Genomic DNA, 17,558 nt, shown 5'->3' on the forward strand with positions numbered 1-17,558 from the left:
ATGAGCCTTGAACTTACATTCTGGACTGATCATACAGTCATTTTAACCTTTTCTTCTTCTGCCTCTTTACGCGCTATTTGTATAAAGGTTTTTAAAATCGCTTCCGGATAATAATAGCAAGATGACGATGGCGAACATCTTGTCTCTTCACTGTGGGCTAATTCCATTTTCTCGAGAACCATATCATAAAAACTAATATCTTCTTTATCTGTGGCAGCTACAACACCATCAAGATAAAGACAGCTTTCACAGGAAGCGATATGATTTCTATCATTATCGAGTAAAACAAAATGCCTACTCCTAAGTTCTGGCGTTGAACGAAAAAGACCATGCAGGCGATAGGCTTTTAAAAGAGAAGATACGGTTCCTTGCGGTAAACCTAATTTTTCACTGTCATGTTGTGGATTGAGAAATAAGGATTGATTAAAGAGCTCACTGGTTTCGTCCGATAAATTGCAGAGTTGGGAAATAATAGAAAGTACAGGTTTAAGCCACAATCCGGAAGTGAATATAACAATATCATCACCTCTCGCATAAATGGTTTCAATCATTGTTTTAAGTTTTTCTGGATTGATGACAAAAAAATAATAACCACTATTAATTATATACTTTGAGAGAACATGGTGTGAGTGAATTTTTTTAAAATCTTTTATGCTATCAAGGGTTTCCCCATGTAAACTAAATTCTACCTCATTAAGCGCAATAAAGGTGGTTTCATCAAGATCTAATAATAGAGTTGTCTTATAAGGATTTTTCGGAGGCATTGGCTACCCATAACAATTTATTCGGGTTACATTAAGGCGATTTACTCTAGAAGCAGATCATGTTTACATTCATGGGGGACGACGTCTCGCTACTTTGTCTTTTTATCAAAACAGCCTCTTTTTTCATTTGAAGATTGTTCATTTTGCTATAATGGCCTATATCTCAAAAAAAATTCATGTTAGACCAATAATTATACAGTTATTTTTAATTGCTTATCTACCCCTTTCTGTTAGCAAAATTCTTCCGTCGATGATGCGTATTATAGTTTTCAATGATTTTTTTCTGACCAAAACTCCTGGTTTATCGGTTAGCATGTGAGCTTCTGTGTATTCACTAAATACAGGATAATTATAATCTGTTGTTTCCAGCACAGATCGACCTTCATCCAGAATACGACGTTCAAATTTAATTAATTCCTCGCGTGGAACTTCAGCGTCACTGTCATTACGAAAACAAAACTGCACCACTTAAATATGATTATCGTCAATAGGAGTAGGAATGCTTATTGAATTAGTTCTATAATTTAGATAAAAACTACAATAGACTAACAATGAAAAGGATCTTCTACGTTGCTTTGATTTTTTGCGCAAACTGTTATGCGGTGAATGCAACCGTCAGAATCGGCACGCCCATTTATGACCCTCCCTATGCGGTAAATGATAAAATTAGCGGCGTTTTAGGTGCTGATATTGATTTAATGAATGTCATATGCAATCGCCTTAATTGGGATTGCCAATATATCCCCATGCGATATTACGATCTACTTCCAGCCTTGGATAAACATGAAATTGATTTTGCGATAGGAGCTTTGATCATTACTCCCGATAAACAAGAGAAATACCTTTTTACCTTACCCTACATGATTTCCGAAGCAGGTTTTCTCCTGATGGCCAAGAATCCAATTAATAGTGTAAACGATTTGCAAGATAAGCGCATAGGAGCATTACAAGGAAGAGAATACATTAATTATCTATACCAAAATTTCTCCGGTAAGTTCACCGTTGTTGCTTACAAGCGTCCGGCTGAGTTAGTCACTGACTTGTATAATGGCAAAATAGATGCCATGTTTGCAAATTATTTAACGGTTTTGTATTTACAGCGTCAATATCCAGAATATGCCAAGGTACTGAAAGAACATTTTAGAATAGGTAATGGTCTTGGGATTGCTACTTTACCCGCCAATAAAGCGCAAGTAGATCAAATTAATAAGATATTATTGCAGTTTGGATCCGATGGCACTTTTATTAAATTATATAATTATAATTTTGAATTTCTTTCTTTCCGATTTTTACACAATCGAATACAGAAATTATTATCTTCCTTAAAGTCACCCATAAAACTCAGCCCATATAAGCACAGTACCATATGAGCTACGTTTGCATGACTTTTTCTGAGTCAGATTGTAAGAAACAAATAAAGATAATCAATTTTATGAGATAAAGACTTTTCGATATCCTGTTTTATTTTAAATAAATGCTGAGCAGAAACATGAATTGTAGGTGAAAACATAATATAAACAAATATGGCTCTCCCTGCCTTTCTTTTTATAATCCTATCGACTTGATTATCTAAATTATTTTCTTTTAAATACTGATGGATTAAGGTATCAATCTGCTTAGATAATTTACTTTGAGGAGCAACGTCCAACAGGTCTTCGGAGCTGGCTTTCAATAACTTAATTGGCTCACGGATTATGATAAAAATCAAACAAATGACAAGTATTGGATCAATGTAAGGAATAATACTGGCCCAAGCCGTGTTTTTAAGTAAAATACCTAAAGAAAAAGCTACCGCTATAAAAGTACTCTGGAGACCATCAATTAACCAAACAATCCCCTGCGATAATAGCAAACGATTATCTTTTGGTTTCGCATATAGAAAAAAAAGAAACGCCATGATCAAGCATCCAATAGCGACAACCCCTTGGAATACAGCCGGGATAAAAAAGCTCTTTACCTGATGAGTATGGATTAAATCCCGTGCTGCTGTGCTGAGAGCATATAAGCAGGTAGTAATGATCATGATGCCTTCAAATGCGATCACAATGGGTTCAAGCTTAAAATAACCAAACTGAAACTTAGCTGAAAAAGGTGAGTTAATTTTTTGACTGGCTATAAGAATTAAATAAGAACTTAACAGAGCAATTAAACAATACATACCATCGACGGTTATAGCAGTCGAATTTATATGTACTCCCACAATAATACCAGCAATGCCCATGATTCCAGTTAATAAAACGGAGCTAATCAATAGATATTGTTCGATTTTATATTCACGATCATTGGCTTTCTTAGCCATTTTAACAACCTCAGATTCTTAAGATAGGTCTTAAAAGCGATACTAAAAATGTCAATATCAACACACTCGAATATTTATAAATTGCCAAGGGTCAGCACGATCCAGCGTTTCCGGAAATAAATATTCTCGGTCAGTCAATGGGGTCCAGTCCGTATAGAAGCCACCTACTTTTCCTAGATATGGGCTGGCAACGTCTAAAATGTATTTGAAATCCAAATCTTCAGGTTCGACCACGCCTTTATCGGGGTGTTCAATAAGCCATAGCATACCCGCAAGGGTTCCAGCCGCAACTTGTAAACTGGTTGCGTTATTATAAGGGGCTAATTGGCGCGCCTCTTGAATACTAAGCTGAGAGCCATACCAGTAGGCTCCTCGTTTGTTTCCCATTAATAACACACCCAATTCATCGATCCCATCAATGATTTCATCCATCATTAAGAGATTATTTTTTTGCTTTTGCCATTCATTTCCCGCCAGTTCACAGAGTGAAAGTTCAGCAAGCGGACAAGGCAAATAAGCATAATGCACCGTAGGGCGATAATACAATTGGTTTTCATGCTTTAACGTTAAGTAGTCGGCAAGTGAAATGGATTCTGAGTGAGTAATCAAAAAACCGTGATAAGAACCAAAAGTAGGCGTCCAACTGCGTACACGAACGCTGGCACCAGGGCGATTTAAGTAAATAGCGCATTGTTGTCCATGATCTTGCTTATATGCATCTTCTGGCCAATGCCGTTCGTGCGTTCCCCATCCTAATTCAGCGGGTTGGATTGCTTCCGATATAAAACCATCCACTGACCAAGTATTAACAAACTCCCCTGGTTTTTTAGGTTTATTGGAAACCTGCGTATCATGTTCTGCAATATGGATGGCTTTAATATTCAGGTTCATTGCTAAATTTGCCCATTCTGCAGAAGTGATTGGGAGGCTGCAGGCAATGTCGTTATCCTGCGCCATGGTTAACAGCGCTTGTTTTACGAAGTGAGAGACCAAGCCTGGATTCGCTCCATGGGTTAATACGGCGGTAGTTCCTTTATTATTTTTTAATTTCAGGATAGATTCACGCAATAAATAATTAGTTCGCGTACTGGAATGTACGGTTCTATCATCATAAAACCCTGCCCAAGGTTCAGTACAAAGATCAAGATACAACACCTCTTTTTTCTGGCAAAATGTAATCAAACTAATACTTGCTACGTTAGTGGAAAGGTTCAGTAATAAGTCTCCTTTTCTCAGCAAACTCGCAAGGATGTCGTGATAGTTTTCTTCAGTTATTGTTTTTAATTGCAAAGAAATGCCAAATTCCTGAGCAATGGATAATCCCCAATCATCTTTTGCAAGAATTGTGATTTGCTCAGGATAAACATCGAAATGATCAAAAATAAGTGGAAGAAGTGCTTGTCCAATACTACCAAACCCAATGATTAATATACGATTATCAAATCTTGGTTTCTTTTTGTTCATCGCTGTAATCCTCCATAATTTGCCGAAAGAATAGTATTTTGATTTCAGATGCTCTTTGTCTTTCGATTGAGCCACAGCACTTACAATAAAAGCTATTGCCTGATTAATCTAATGTTTTTGTCTTCATAACTCGCCTGTCTATTAGAGGAGCGAAATGGATTAATATCCAATCCACCGCGACGGGTATATCGTCCATGGACCGATAATTCTGAGGGACAACAATGTTTCATAATATCCATATATATACGTTCGATGCATTGTTCATGAAATTCGTTATGATTACGAAACGATACAATGTATTTTAATAGTCCTTCACGATCGATTTTATTGCCTTTATAGTGGATTTGCACCGACCCCCAATCCGGTTGATTAGTAACCAGGCAATTGGATTTTAATAAATCAGAATATAATATTTCCTCAACCTGCTCATGACTAATCGATAAAAAATCAGGATTGACATGATAAACTGAACATGCAACATCAAGATGATCAATGCATTCACCATCAAAAGCTTTTTGCAATAAAAACTCATTTGCATCTTGCAACCGAGTTAAGTGAACGATGACATCAGATTCAATGTTTTTTTCCAAATCTTGTTTTATCACCTGCTCCAATGCTTCAATCGTGGGAAACTTGGCATTATTAAACGAATTAAAATAAAGTTTTAACGATTTTGATTCAACAATCATCGGCGAGTGACAACCATAAACAATTTCAGCAATCGCAACTTCAGGCTTGCCTCGATCATTTAACCAAGAAACTTCATAATGGTTCCAGGTGTCAAAACCAAAAAAAGGAATCACAGTTGAATCGATTCCAATTTCCTGACGTTTGCCAGCACGGGGAATGGGGTATAGGCGCCCTGGATTATAATGATCATCATAAATAGTCTTTTTCCCCAGCTCGGATCCCATCGCTTGATTACAACGTTCTTTCGTTTGTTTATTCATTTTCGTCATCTCTATACATCAATGATAGCTTTCTCGGATCTTTCTCTGATAAAATTTCACTTTTTATATCTTACCCAGCATTGCATTGTATCATCTGCTAAGTGGCTATGTTTAATTAATCGGCAAATCCAACGGTGTATCAATTTCTTTCTCTGAACATTCAAAATGCCAGTATTCTTTTTCATAGGAAATAAATCCAAAACGCTCCATCACCAACTTTAAAATATAGCGGTGCCGATGAGCATCTGCACCTATGGTTTGTATATCTGCATTAGTATGAGAGATGGGGTCAAAACAATCAAACGCGCTACCCATATCCAAAGGTTCGCCTGTTACCATATCCGCCAGCACAACGTCGACGGTATTCGCATAACAATGGCTGGAAACCTCCGCTGCCAAATAACCCAAATCGAGTAATTGCTTCTTCTCAATGGCTGGAAAATATTTCATTTTAGTGAGCAAATCGATCTCATCAGCCTCAGCCTGCTCACACCATTTGACCATATATTTCACGGCTCTTAGAGGCCGATAAGCATCATAGACTAATAAGGTGCACCCGTAATTTGTCAAAAGATGCTCTTGTACTGCACATAACTGTTGCAGAGGTTTGCGAGTTAGTAACCCCAGATGAGCTGCATTTGTATGATAACCATCAATCACACGTCCAATAAAATTATCAGAAGTTGCATATTTCAACGTTACCTGGATAGGCAAGGTGCATTGCTCGCGACTATACTTAATGATATCAATGAGTTGGTGTTTAATAGTCATGATGTCCGGGCATAATTATTATGTGTGAGTCGAGCTGATGCTAAATTTATCTATCTTAACACAACCTGATTGTATATCTTGTGGTCCTACTTGTTTACAGGCTATTTATAATTATTTTGAAGATAAAATAAATTTAGGACAAATCATTGATGGCGCCAATCAGCTGAATTTGCAGCCGTGAAATGAAATGTCAACAGACCCTAATATATTTAAGTTTTTTTCACATGTTGCCGACATTAAAAGCAAGAAAATCATTATAGGACATCTTAATGCCTCACTCGAATGGTATGGAGCAAGAAAACCAAGAAGACTTACCCAAAAATCTGTGTTCAAATTCTAATTCTGTTTTTCGCTTAGCTGATGATAAATTTACCATTGTTATTGAAGGAAAAATAAGTAAAATCAAAGCAAAACAGATTGCTCAACGCCTGATTGATTCACTAGCCATCCCTTTTTTTCTTAACGAATCTGAATATCAGATTTCCATTAGTATTGATGATAAACGCCGCAACGTTACAGTAGCAGAACCATTAACAAAAGAATTTAATAAAACACCAGAATTTGATTATCCAGAGACTCATTTGGCAGCCGAACTTCAGCAAGCTTTGGACAATAAAGAATTCTTTCTTTGTTACCAGCCACTCTTTGAATTCAGTTCCAATAATATCATTGGGGTAGAAGCCTTAATCCGATGGCAACATCCAATCTTAGGAACTATTTCACCCAGAATATTTATACCCATTGCCGAAAAAACGGGTGCCATCATTCCTATTGGTGAGTGGGTATTAAAAGAAGCTTGTTTACAAAAAAAGGCCTGGAGCAATATAGGGCACCCAGATTTGCTGATGGCAATTAATATCTCACCCTATCAATTACAGCAAAAAAATTTTACGGCCATCGTGCAAAACATCATTAAGGAAACTAACGTCGATCCTGGTCATTTGGAATTTGAAATCTCAGAATCGACTCTTTCCGACATTCAAAATAAGACTAAGAAAATGCTTGCCTTAAAGGAGCAAGGCATTCGTCTTGTTCTTGACGATTTTGGCACAGGATACTCTAATCCAGATGAGTTAAAGAATTTACCTTTTGATAAAATTAAAATTGATAAAACACTGATTGATGAAATTACTTCAAATCAAAATAAACAATGCCTTCTAGACGCCATTGTGGAGACGGCTCAAGACATGGGGGCCCAAGTAGTGGCTAAAGGTGCAGAAACATTAGAACAAGTTCATTATTTACTTGAACATCACAGCGATCAGATTCAAGGCTTTTATTACAGTAAACCCCTTACAGCCAAAGCGTGTCTGCATATTTTCCATAAAAAACATCTTATATGACATCCTCCAAACACAGGCATAAAAGATAAAATTTAAAGCATTAAGAGCAAAAACAACATACTAATCTATACTATATAAGCCAAGCGATTTCTTAAAAATAACTCTTATTGAATCAGAAAACGTATGGTGTATGTAAGTCAGTTCATTACATAGGGAATGGATGAGGTCATGGAGGATATGTTGATGAAATCATTTATATTAAGCATCATTGCATTGTCAGCTATGGCATTTAGCCTGTCAGCATCAGCAGATAAAATAACCATAACGGGCAAACCAATCGTGGTTCAGGAAGAGCAAGGCGTCTATGTGCCCGCTGCACCAGTCACTGTAGATCATGATTATTACTATTTAACCATTGGAGGGACAAACAGAGTATGCTATCAAAACGTAAACCCGGCTCTGATTGATGTGCATGCGGGGGTATTTAGTGTAAGACTAGGCGATGAAGTCGTCTCTTTACATTGTTATGATTACAATCCCGAATACTTTGTCATTCAATAACATTGTATTGAATAAATACATCGTCACTTAAGCGGCACATCCGAAAAATTAAAGCTTTCTTTTAAGCGGGTTACCTTGTGTGGTAACCCTGTATAACATCTTAAATTAGCCGCAAGAGCGTTTATAAGTGGCCACCAGGCTTCGGGCATTGGTCACCGGTAAATCGGTATCAGCGCTCCACATAATCGCTCCTTTCAAGTGATTTTTCTTTACAAACTCACAAATGCCTTGCACAACTTCAGGTGATTGATAGCCGACAAATTGTTTAGCAATTGGATTGTAAAGATAAGCACCAGTCACCAATAACTGATTGTCTTGGTCAAGCGCAGTAATTGGATAAGAACGATAATTTAATTGTTTAATTACAGCATCGACGGATTTGTAAGGCAACAAACCGTCTTGTTTCGTATATTGCTCAGGAAATTGACTTGGACCTTGCCATGGTTGTTCAAATCCTGGATGAAGTTCGTCTTCTCCTGCCTCTACGCCTGAAAACCCACGGCCATAAGCGGCAATTCCAACCTGCAGTTTTTCTTTTGGCATGCCATAAGCCAACACTTGTTCGGTAATCGAATCCATGGCGTAGTTGATACTGAATTCATCCTTGCGGCTTGTTTCAGGCTGTTTGATGTAAGCATGCACGGCGGTGTAAGGGTCGCTGCTTTGACTCCATGGGCCATGTAAATCATACGTCATTAAATTAACTGTATCGGCAAAACTTGAGATGCTTTTAAACCATCCCCCAGCCACGGATTGGTTAATTTTTTCTAGATACTCTTTATTAACCGTTATTGTTACGGAAATATATGCATCTTTTCCCAATACCTGACGACTTGCTTTGACTAGATTGTATAGTTTTTTATAATCCTGGATTGTTCTTTTGTTCGCTGGTAGCTGTGCCCCTGTTTGCACATCAATAGGCGGTTCAAAATCATAATCAATACCTTGCAGATGCTTAAAATGATTCATCCAGGCTTTATATTGCCTTAAGAATTTGTTTTGATTGGCAAAAATGGCATCGAAAGTCGCTGTACTTATTCCCTTATTTTCTACCGTATTAGCCCCGCCAATAGCGATAATACGTTTCGTCTTATATTTATTCGAATGAATAAATGCTCCAAAGCTATTCAACTGCCCCACACCCTGTTGATCGGTGTAATTAAATAATTCTTTTTGACCGGTATTGCCGTTGACCTGGATAGAAGTGCAAGCACCCACGTTATTTCTACAAAACTTCAAAAAATCTTCCGTTTCAGGCGGTAATGGCGTAATCCAGGCCGCTTCCAAGGGCAGCTCCCCCCAAAGATCATCAAAATGCAGTAAACCATCCCAGGCACTTGGGATTTGATAGTCTGCCTGGTTAGGATCCTTGCTATTCCATACTTGTAAAAAACTCCAAGCAACTACATCAGCCTGGTTGAACTGCTTTACCATGTTGGCATTGGCAACGTAAGATAACTGGCCATAGGGTTTTCCAACCTTATAAGCGCCATCATATTCATAGGGATCAGCACCATACATTGACCAGCTGGTCGTATATAAAGTCAGAGTAGCATGAGACGAGACAGGCAGTAAGGCCATAGCAAGTGCCATGGTTTTAATCGTTTTAATACACTTCATAATACCCTCAATCTAATGTATGGTATAACTATATGAATTAATAATAATCATATTGTTATTAATTTAAATCAAGTGTTGCATTGTATTTCATTTAATAGTAAATAACAATGGCTAGGCATGACAGAGGCATAAAAGTAAACATACATTGTTATCCACCAATGAATGTTGTAGTCTAATCCTATAATTGTCTCAGCAGGACATCCCTTTGAAAGAACTCATCCTGGCCACCAGCAATCCTGGTAAAATTGCTGAGTTTCAAGCCTTATTGTCTTCCATACAGTGTATTCCTCAGTCGTCACTGAATATTCCTGAAGCGAATGAAACGGGATTAAGTTTTATAGAAAATGCCATTATTAAAGCACAACACGCAAGCCGTCTTGGAAATAAGCCAGCACTCGCTGATGACTCCGGCTTGGTTGTGGATGCACTTCATGGTGAACCGGGCATCTATTCTGCTCGCTTTGCAGGCCCAAAAGCAACCAGTCATGACAATACAGCATTACTTCTTACCCGTATGGCTGATATTCCTGATGACCAGCGAGCGGCTTATTTCTATTGTGCCATTGCTTTGGTGCGGCATGCTCATGATCCCATCCCTTTGATCGCGACCGGACAGCTGTCAGGCACAATTGCCAGAGCGCCCAAGGGCCAGCATGGGTTTGGCTATGATCCTGTGTTTTTTTTAAACGAATATGACTGTACAATTGCAGAACTATCTGTTAAAATTAAAAACGAAATTAGTCACCGTGCCTTAGCCTTACACCAATTGCTGGTTCAGATGCGCGACTCATCCTTGCCCTATTAACCATCTGGCTAACGTACAATGCTCTGATTTCATTCCTAAAACTATTTTTATGCATTCTATTGAAGGAAAATTATGGGTTGTACACATTCATCTAAAGTCTTACCTATTGATGAGACAACATCTAACAGACCTGAGGTTTTTATTACCGAATTTATCACCGCTCTATACGATTCTGGCTATCCCCGCAGCCACAGCTCTATGCTGGATGCGTTCAGGGGGCATCTATTAGATAAACACCACTCCATTGAAGAATTAATAAAAACCATTCGCTATTTTGAAACCCTAGCAAGCCGCAATGATCATTATCGCTTACTGAATATAGCAATCTTAGTAACGAACCAATCGGAGCAAATTTGGCATTTAAATGACCAATCGTTGCAATTTCTTGCCGAGCTACATGAAAAAAATAGTGAAGCCTTTACTGAATTAATGACTAAATTTAAAACGATTTGCAGGACAAACAAACTCTTTCTTAAAGCAAATCATCTGGATACCGTCATTGCCTCCTTGCAACAGCAAATGCATCTGCCTGCAGACGCTTTACGGTCAGTGGATGCTTTTTTAAGTGCACCTGGCACTGATTATGCAGCTGCGCTCCATACACTACGCCGCACGCATGGGCCTGAATTGGATGTCGCTGCCAAAGCGCATCATAAATTACATCATGCCATACCACATGCCCTAGAAATTAAAGAACGTAGTTTGCACGTTGTTACCAAAGATTTGGAATTACTTCATACTGACAGTCCAGGTGATCGGTTTTTAAGAGCCATCGCAGGCTTCATGATCGAATTTCATGATCATGAACAGGTCAACAGCGCCCCTTTTGCCAGTGTTGAAGAAATCACGGCTGACCGAATCCTGGGATGGTTAACCGAATCATTGGATCTCGATACGCATCCTGAGTTAAAAACATTGCTTGAATTTATGGCAGACCGCATTATCGTATTAGGAACGACAATGGTCTTCAGTCCCGAGCGCACCACTGATCTGTCAGAATTATATGTTCTTGTGGAGGACGCAGCAAAACGCGCTGGCTTTACTGTTTCTCATCCTTCCAATAAAGAATTGCTCAGGATGATAGAAGCCGTCATGTTAGTCACAGGCATTTGCGATAAAAATCCAGCCGCGTTGGCAACGATAGTCCGTATGCAACAAACGGATGCAGCTGCTGCAACCTTGCCGCTTCTTCGCCATTACTTACCTCATCCCTTAGTATTAGAGCGGTTCTTTGCTTCCTCTTCTTTTACTTCTTACAGAGAGGGTGAACCACCATCAACAATGGATATGCAAACGTTTCTAATGACACTGGTTCCTCATCTTTGTATGCGCGCTGAACTCTCTGCAAAAAGCAAACCCAAAATAGTCAGTGATCTTATTGAGTTTGTTGCTGAATGTCGCGACCTGCGCAGCAGTGCTCCAGATTCCGATTTTCAAGCTTGGTACGACCGGGAATTTGAACGCCGTGGAATGGATGCGATCATTGAGGAATTATTGTTTGCCGCGATTGATGGCGAAGTTGCATTCAGCCATAGTCAAGTAGGCGGCCTTAAGTTTGCTCATGACCGACTTGAGTCCTTAGAATTTCTCACTGGCGAGAGAGCATTATTGATTGACACCACGGTTCCAGAAAAAGATGCAGCCAATTTACTTGCCTTTAGGACTTTTTACCAAAGCCTACGCATGTCAGAAAAGAAACTTCTGGTCCGTGAAATACTCTTAACAGTAATAGTACAAGCCGGAGCAATCTACTCACGACAGCCAGAGCGTGGGTATATGGCAGAAAAACCATTAGTAGAAACAACACCTCCTACGTCAGCAGCAGGAGCTGTTGCCGTAGGCCGAAGTTTCTTGTTATTCTCGCCTCCTAAAGCTCCTTTCACTGAAGCCACCATTGGTGCTCCAGAATTAACAGGATTAGCACATCGAGGATAGCATTAACTTATTTTTATAGAGATAATGAGCCAAGATATTGAAGCATTATTCGATAAAGCTTATCAATTGCAACAAGAAGACCAATTGGTTCAAGCCATAGGTCTTTATGAGCAATTGCTAGAGTTATCACCCAAGCACACAGATGCGTTGCATTTTCTTGGGTTGGCGTACGCCCAACTCGGAAATATGGAACGTGCGATTAACTATTTTAATCAAGCAATTGTCATCCGACCCAATGATGCCAGCTTACACAACAATTTAGCAAACGCTTACAAACGCTTGCATCTTTTGGATAAAGCGATTCATCATTATCAAAGCGCATTGAAGCTTCAGCCTGGTTATGCTCAAGCCTACAATAATCTAGCAACCATCTATGCAAGACAAGGAAATTATCAGCAAGCGCTTAATCATTATCGCTTAGCCGTCCACGCACAACCAGATTTTGCCGCGGCTCACCATAATTTAGGCTTATTGCTGCTGCAGGCAAATCAACTAGATGCCGCCAAGAAACAATTTAACAACGTCTTGACCTTAAACCCCAATCATATGGATGCCAGATTTTATATGGGTGTATTAAATCTTGAAGCCAATTTACTCGATGAATCAGAACAAGCCTTTCAAGAAGTATTGGCCATCAATAGCGAGCATGTACAGGCCTTAACGAACCTGGGTGTTATTGCGCTAAAGCGCGACCAGGGACAAACCGCCGTTGATTATTTTACCAAGGCATTAGGAGTTGATAATCAACACATTGATGCCCGGAACAATCTTGCCGCAACATTCATGCACCACGATCGTTTTGAAAATGCATTAATGCATTACGATGTTTTGCTGAAAAAAGATCCTAAAAATATTGAATATTTGTACAATAGTGGCGTAGCACAAATGGCCCTGGGCCATCTACAGGAAGCAGTTGATCATTTTGAAACGGTCCTATCTTTACAAGACACCCATTTCGCCACACTGAATAATCTGGCAGCCATTTATATCCGCTTGGAACAACGTGAACAAGCCATTAGTTTCCTCAAACGTGCTCTTGCCGTTAAGCCAGATGATTCTGCCACTCAATTCATGCTGCGGGCGCTGACTGGTGATGATAAAAATCCAGAATCAAGCCTTTCTTATGTCAGTAATTTATTTAATAACTATGCTCTTTATTATGATCAACATATGAAAGGAGTCTTGCATTATTCTTTACCGCAACATATTGCTCGTCTGTTGCATCAATTACATTGCCTTAAGGTCGAACGCACCATTGATTTGGGCTGTGGTACCGGTCTAACGGGAATTATTCTGCGAGAAATAACAACCCATTTAACCGGTATTGATGTAGCCGCTAAAATGTTAGATAGGGCGAAAGATAAAAACATTTACGATAAACTCGTGGAAGCCGAAATTGTGGCTTTTCTGCAACAAGATAAACATCAGTATGATCTTATTACTGCAGCGGACGTACTGCCTTATATGGGTGAATTACAAGCCTTGTTTCAAGCCATTCACTCGCGTCTGAGCGAGCAAGGATTATTTATATTTACCAGCGAAATTTGTAAGGATGAGCCGTGGGCGCTACAAGAAAGCGCCCGTTTTTGTCATAGTCCGGATTATATTCAAAGTTTATGCACTCAACATGGTTTGCATCTTTTGCACCAAGAAAAGATCGCCGCTCGTCAACAGCACTCCGATGTTTTAGACGTCATGTTATATGCCGCACGCAAATCCTGATAAAACATATTAGGAGACGAATTCCATAAATGAGATTCGAGCCAAAATGGCCAATAAGAACATCGAAGCCGTTAGCAGCACCCCAGATATTAATGAAGTCGAAGAAAGTGACATCAACGGCGAGCAACGACCCTACTCTTTAAAGGTTGATGTCTAAATCTGGCTCTAATTAACATTAGAGCCTAAAAAGGTATGTTCAAATCTTGATTTATCTCATGCAACTGCGATTTAAATAATGCTTGAATATGAGCCAAACCTGCTTGATCACAGGCTTCAAAACGCGCCACCAAACAAGGTGTGGTATTGGAAGCTCGAATTATACCCCAGCCATGCGGAAATTCAACCCGCAAACCATCAATGGTAATCAAGCGAGCTCCCATAAAATTTGCACGTTCACTAAACCGTTGCATAAAATTGAATTTTTCTTCGTCCGCAATAGGGATTTTAATTTCAGGCGTATTAATACTATTAGGTATGGCAGAAAATTGTTCACCTACCGTATGTGGCGTCTGGCTTAAAATTTCCAATAAACGGCAAGCGCTATAAAGCGCATCGTCAAAACCATACCAGCGATCTTTGAAAAAAATATGTCCACTCATTTCACCTGCTAATGCGGCATTTTCCTGTTTCATTACTCCTTTAACGATAGAATGTCCAGTAGGACACATGCTAGCTCTTCCACCCGCTTGTTCAATGACTGTCGCTAAATGGCTGGAGCATTTTACGTCATACACGATAGAAGCCCCTGGATTACGGCTAAGAATATCGTGAGCATATAGCATCAACAATCGATCCGGCCAGATGAGCTCTCCGTCGTTGGTAATCACCCCTAACCGATCCGCATCACCATCAAATGCCAATCCAATATCAGCATGATGGGCAGCCACCGCTTCTTTTAAATCTCTTAAATTGGCTTCAACGGTAGGGTCAGGATGATGATTGGGAAAACGTCCATCAACATCGCAATAAAGCGGAATAATCTCACATCCCAGCCGTTCAAGAATCTGTGGCACGATAGGACCAGCAATGCCATTACCACAATCCACGACCACTTTAAATGGCCGGTGCAATTTAATATCACTTACAATACGATGAACATATTCATTTAGAATATCGTAAGCTTGATATACTCCCTGACCATTTAATGACTGAAGATTTTTATTTAAATCATACAGGATTTCAATGTCCTTATTGGCCAACGTTTTACCGGAAAGCACCATTTTGATGCCATTATAATTGGCTGGATTATGGCTACCTGTAACCATCAAACCACAATCGATTGTACTGGCATGCGTTGCGTAATACATCACAGGTGTAGGTACTGCACCAAGATCAAACACATCGATGCCGCTGTCTAATAACCCTTGTTTTAAAGCATTGGCCAACATCTCGCTGGTTAAACGACCATCGCGAGCTAAAAATAGTTGTTGTCGATTCAAAGCATGCAAACGGCAACTAATGGCTTTGCCTATGCTGTAAAAAGCATTTGCATCCAGTTGTTCATCAACGATCCCGCGAATATCGTAAGCTCTAAATACATTACGACAGACTTGTTTTTGGCGATATACGGGCTTTTCCATCATTAATGCCTCCCGGAACTGCCAAAACCATCTTGCCCACGAGAACTTTCTGTAAAAGAATCCACAATGGAAAAGGATGCTTGAACAATAGGTAAAAAAACTAATTGGGCAATACGCTCGCCAGGATTAACCGTGAAATGCTCCTGACTTCGATTCCAGCATGATATTTTTAATTCGCCCTGATAATCAGAATCAATCAATCCCACCAAGTTTCCTAGAACAATGCCATGTTTATGGCCAAGGCCTGAACGCGGCAAAATAACCGCTGCAAGGGTTGGATCAGCAATATAAATGGCAATTCCAGTAGGCAATAATGCAGTTTCTTGTGAGGCAATTTGTATGGGCTCATCAATGCAAACACGTAAATCAAGTCCAGCCGACCCGGGAGTAGTATATGCAGGCAAAGGAATGCTGTTGCCAATACGGGCATCAAGAATCTTTAATTGTATTGCATGTTCCATAGTATTTCTCAAAAAAATCAATTACTTAAAAAAAAGGAAAACATTAAAAATCGGTTTATATCTATTTACACCCCATTTTCATGGGCGCCATTTTGCAAGTTTGCTGCAACAATTGCAACAATGTGCCCGGCAAGTCTTGTTTTATGACTGAAAGGCAATTCACACTGGCCGTCTTTTGTAATAATCGTTACTTGATTATAGTCTTTATCAAAAGCAAGCCCATTGCCAACCTGATTTGCTATTATCATATCCAGTTTTTTGGCTTGCAGTTTTTCTTTAGCATGTTGGATGACATCCGTGGTTTCTGCAGCAAAACCGACCACATAAGAAGGTTTGCCACTAGCAGCAACCGTTGCAAGAATATCCGGATTAGGGATTAAATTAAGCGTTAATCCCTTATGTTTACTTTTTTTAATTTTTTCCGTTTCAGGCGCTTGAGGCCGATAGTCCGCCACAGCAGCCGTACCAATAAAAATCATGTCAGATTTTAAGTGATGCATGACTTTATCCAGCATCTCCTCGGCGGAGTGTATGTTGTGAAAATCCACCCCCTCCGGTGGAGATAATGCCGAAGGACCACTGACCAGAGTCACTTCTGCGCCAGCCATCAAAGCGGCCTGTGCTAGCGCATAACCCATTTTTCCTGAACTGCGATTACTGATGTAGCGTATGGGATCAATCGCTTCTTGTGTAGGGCCGGCGGTAATCATCACTTGCTTTCCTAGCAATAATTGCCGGACTTCATATAAACGCAGTGCATCAATAATGCCATGCATCTCGCTCATCCGACCAAAACCATGTTCACCACAAGCTTGTGAACCCTCTTCTGGTCCCACAATGATAACACCACGGCGTTCGAGTAAAACACGATTGGCCTGAGTTGCCTCATGGGCCCACATGCTGCGGTTCATGGCAGGACAGACAATAACTGGCACTTCTGCTACCAAATACAGCGTAGAAAGCAAATCATCCGCTAATCCATGCGCCAGTTTCGCCAGACAATTGGCTGAAGCTGGTGCAATCAATAAATAATCCGCCCACCGCGCAAGCTCAATATGTCCCATTGCTTTTTCAGCTTGGGCATCAAACAACTCACAACGTACTTCATGACCACTTAATGCCTGCAACGTCATTGGGGTAATAAATTGTTGTGCTGAAGCCGTCATAACTACCCGGACTGAAGCGCCCAGACGAGTCAATTCACGAACAAGATAGGCAGATTTATAAGCGGCTATGCCGCCGCAAATTCCCAACACTATCTTTTTATTGGCAAAATCTTGCATGTTTATTAAATTTTATTAAAAATAAATGAGCTTGATTAAATCTCTTTACCAAGCAAAGTA

At 39.7% G+C, this 17,558-nt stretch carries 16 protein-coding genes; 6 read left to right on the top strand and 10 right to left on the bottom strand.

Annotated elements, in window-relative coordinates:
- Positions 1–29: 29 nt before the first annotated feature.
- Together E1O52_RS09525 and E1O52_RS09530 are read right to left on the bottom strand one after the other, a co-directional pair.
- The gene (locus tag E1O52_RS09525; protein ID WP_133128478.1) at positions 30–764 is read right to left on the bottom strand and encodes a hypothetical protein; all 735 of its coding nucleotides are present in this window, start codon (positions 762–764) and stop codon (positions 30–32) included.
- 213 nt (positions 765–977) lie between these two features.
- Positions 978–1,232, bottom strand: coding sequence for a hypothetical protein (locus E1O52_RS09530; RefSeq protein WP_133128479.1), 255 nt, complete (start codon positions 1,230–1,232; stop codon positions 978–980).
- Positions 1,233–1,315: 83 nt separating this feature from the next.
- On the opposite strand from E1O52_RS09530, the gene E1O52_RS09535 reads away from it, so the two are divergent.
- Entirely contained in the window at positions 1,316–2,134 is an 819-nt protein-coding gene (locus E1O52_RS09535) for a transporter substrate-binding domain-containing protein (RefSeq protein ID WP_133128480.1), read from the top strand.
- Positions 2,135–2,160: 26 nt separating this feature from the next.
- On the opposite strand, the gene E1O52_RS09540 is transcribed toward E1O52_RS09535, so the two are convergent.
- From E1O52_RS09540 to E1O52_RS09555, 4 genes are all read right to left on the bottom strand, one after another.
- Positions 2,161–3,063 (bottom strand): cation efflux transmembrane domain-containing protein, encoded by a 903-nt coding sequence (locus tag E1O52_RS09540; RefSeq protein ID WP_133128481.1) that lies wholly within the window; start codon positions 3,061–3,063, stop codon positions 2,161–2,163.
- 57 nt (positions 3,064–3,120) lie between these two features.
- Complete coding sequence (locus tag E1O52_RS09545; protein WP_133128482.1) at positions 3,121–4,527, bottom strand: homospermidine synthase; 1,407 nt, start codon at positions 4,525–4,527, stop codon at positions 3,121–3,123.
- Between the two features lie 92 nt (positions 4,528–4,619).
- The gene (gene queF / locus E1O52_RS09550) at positions 4,620–5,477 is read right to left on the bottom strand and encodes an NADPH-dependent 7-cyano-7-deazaguanine reductase QueF (RefSeq protein WP_133128483.1); all 858 of its coding nucleotides are present in this window, start codon (positions 5,475–5,477) and stop codon (positions 4,620–4,622) included.
- A 111-nt stretch (positions 5,478–5,588) separates the two neighbouring features.
- A complete protein-coding gene (locus tag E1O52_RS09555; RefSeq protein ID WP_133128484.1) occupies positions 5,589–6,248 on the bottom strand; it encodes a M15 family metallopeptidase in 660 nt (219 codons plus the stop codon).
- 269 nt (positions 6,249–6,517) lie between these two features.
- Between E1O52_RS09555 and E1O52_RS09560 the strand changes: the two genes are divergently transcribed.
- Both E1O52_RS09560 and E1O52_RS09565 read left to right on the top strand, forming a co-directional pair.
- Positions 6,518–7,591 carry a putative bifunctional diguanylate cyclase/phosphodiesterase gene (locus E1O52_RS09560; RefSeq protein ID WP_133128485.1) on the top strand — a complete coding sequence of 358 codons (1,074 nt, stop codon included), beginning with the start codon at positions 6,518–6,520 and terminating at the stop codon, positions 7,589–7,591.
- A gap of 183 nt (positions 7,592–7,774) precedes the next feature.
- Complete coding sequence (locus E1O52_RS09565; protein WP_133128486.1) at positions 7,775–8,092, top strand: hypothetical protein; 318 nt, start codon at positions 7,775–7,777, stop codon at positions 8,090–8,092.
- Positions 8,093–8,197: 105 nt separating this feature from the next.
- Here E1O52_RS09565 and E1O52_RS09570 read toward each other — a convergent pair whose 3' ends face one another.
- Positions 8,198–9,712 carry a glycosyl hydrolase family 18 protein gene (locus tag E1O52_RS09570; protein ID WP_133128487.1) on the bottom strand — a complete coding sequence of 505 codons (1,515 nt, stop codon included), beginning with the start codon at positions 9,710–9,712 and terminating at the stop codon, positions 8,198–8,200.
- A gap of 205 nt (positions 9,713–9,917) precedes the next feature.
- On the opposite strand from E1O52_RS09570, the gene rdgB reads away from it, so the two are divergent.
- The 3 genes from rdgB (at position 9,918) to E1O52_RS09585 (ending at position 14,174) form a co-directional block, all read left to right on the top strand.
- Positions 9,918–10,517: an RdgB/HAM1 family non-canonical purine NTP pyrophosphatase gene (gene rdgB / locus E1O52_RS09575; protein ID WP_133128488.1), complete on the top strand. Its 600-nt coding sequence runs from the start codon at positions 9,918–9,920 to the stop codon at positions 10,515–10,517.
- Positions 10,518–10,589: 72 nt separating this feature from the next.
- Positions 10,590–12,452, top strand: a complete 1,863-nt coding sequence (locus E1O52_RS09580) for a hypothetical protein (RefSeq protein WP_133128489.1) — start codon at positions 10,590–10,592, stop codon at positions 12,450–12,452.
- 24 nt (positions 12,453–12,476) lie between these two features.
- Entirely contained in the window at positions 12,477–14,174 is a 1,698-nt protein-coding gene (locus tag E1O52_RS09585; RefSeq protein WP_133128490.1) for a tetratricopeptide repeat protein, read from the top strand.
- 182 nt (positions 14,175–14,356) lie between these two features.
- Here E1O52_RS09585 and E1O52_RS09590 read toward each other — a convergent pair whose 3' ends face one another.
- From E1O52_RS09590 to coaBC, 3 genes are all read right to left on the bottom strand, one after another.
- Positions 14,357–15,757 carry a phosphomannomutase/phosphoglucomutase gene (locus tag E1O52_RS09590; RefSeq protein WP_278043953.1) on the bottom strand — a complete coding sequence of 467 codons (1,401 nt, stop codon included), beginning with the start codon at positions 15,755–15,757 and terminating at the stop codon, positions 14,357–14,359.
- Positions 15,757–16,215: a dUTP diphosphatase gene (gene dut, locus E1O52_RS09595; RefSeq protein ID WP_133128491.1), complete on the bottom strand. Its 459-nt coding sequence runs from the start codon at positions 16,213–16,215 to the stop codon at positions 15,757–15,759. The genes E1O52_RS09590 and dut overlap by 1 nt, the downstream gene beginning before the upstream one ends.
- A gap of 65 nt (positions 16,216–16,280) precedes the next feature.
- Positions 16,281–17,498, bottom strand: a complete 1,218-nt coding sequence (gene coaBC / locus E1O52_RS09600) for a bifunctional phosphopantothenoylcysteine decarboxylase/phosphopantothenate--cysteine ligase CoaBC (protein ID WP_133128492.1) — start codon at positions 17,496–17,498, stop codon at positions 16,281–16,283.
- Between the last annotated feature and the right edge of the window lie 60 nt (positions 17,499–17,558).

The organism is Legionella nagasakiensis (assembly GCF_900639915.1).
In the GTDB taxonomy this organism is placed as follows: domain Bacteria; phylum Pseudomonadota; class Gammaproteobacteria; order Legionellales; family Legionellaceae; genus Legionella_A; species Legionella_A nagasakiensis.

Bases quoted from the DNA above. Each gene is read 5' to 3' on its own strand.
- E1O52_RS09525 (WP_133128478.1), bottom strand. From the start codon at position 764: ATGCCTCCGAAAAATCCTTATAAGACAACTCTATTATTAGATCTTGAT.
- E1O52_RS09535 (WP_133128480.1), top strand. From the start codon at position 1,316: ATGAAAAGGATCTTCTACGTTGCTTTGATTTTTTGCGCAAACTGTTAT.
- E1O52_RS09540 (WP_133128481.1), bottom strand. From the start codon at position 3,063: ATGGCTAAGAAAGCCAATGATCGTGAATATAAAATCGAACAATATCTA.
- E1O52_RS09545 (WP_133128482.1), bottom strand. From the start codon at position 4,527: ATGAACAAAAAGAAACCAAGATTTGATAATCGTATATTAATCATTGGG.
- queF (WP_133128483.1), bottom strand. From the start codon at position 5,477: ATGAATAAACAAACGAAAGAACGTTGTAATCAAGCGATGGGATCCGAG.
- E1O52_RS09555 (WP_133128484.1), bottom strand. From the start codon at position 6,248: ATGACTATTAAACACCAACTCATTGATATCATTAAGTATAGTCGCGAG.
- E1O52_RS09560 (WP_133128485.1), top strand. From the start codon at position 6,518: ATGCCTCACTCGAATGGTATGGAGCAAGAAAACCAAGAAGACTTACCC.
- E1O52_RS09565 (WP_133128486.1), top strand. From the start codon at position 7,775: ATGAAATCATTTATATTAAGCATCATTGCATTGTCAGCTATGGCATTT.
- E1O52_RS09570 (WP_133128487.1), bottom strand. From the start codon at position 9,712: ATGAAGTGTATTAAAACGATTAAAACCATGGCACTTGCTATGGCCTTA.
- E1O52_RS09580 (WP_133128489.1), top strand. From the start codon at position 10,590: ATGGGTTGTACACATTCATCTAAAGTCTTACCTATTGATGAGACAACA.
- E1O52_RS09585 (WP_133128490.1), top strand. From the start codon at position 12,477: ATGAGCCAAGATATTGAAGCATTATTCGATAAAGCTTATCAATTGCAA.
- E1O52_RS09590 (WP_278043953.1), bottom strand. From the start codon at position 15,757: ATGATGGAAAAGCCCGTATATCGCCAAAAACAAGTCTGTCGTAATGTA.
- dut (WP_133128491.1), bottom strand. From the start codon at position 16,215: ATGGAACATGCAATACAATTAAAGATTCTTGATGCCCGTATTGGCAAC.
- coaBC (WP_133128492.1), bottom strand. From the start codon at position 17,498: ATGCAAGATTTTGCCAATAAAAAGATAGTGTTGGGAATTTGCGGCGGC.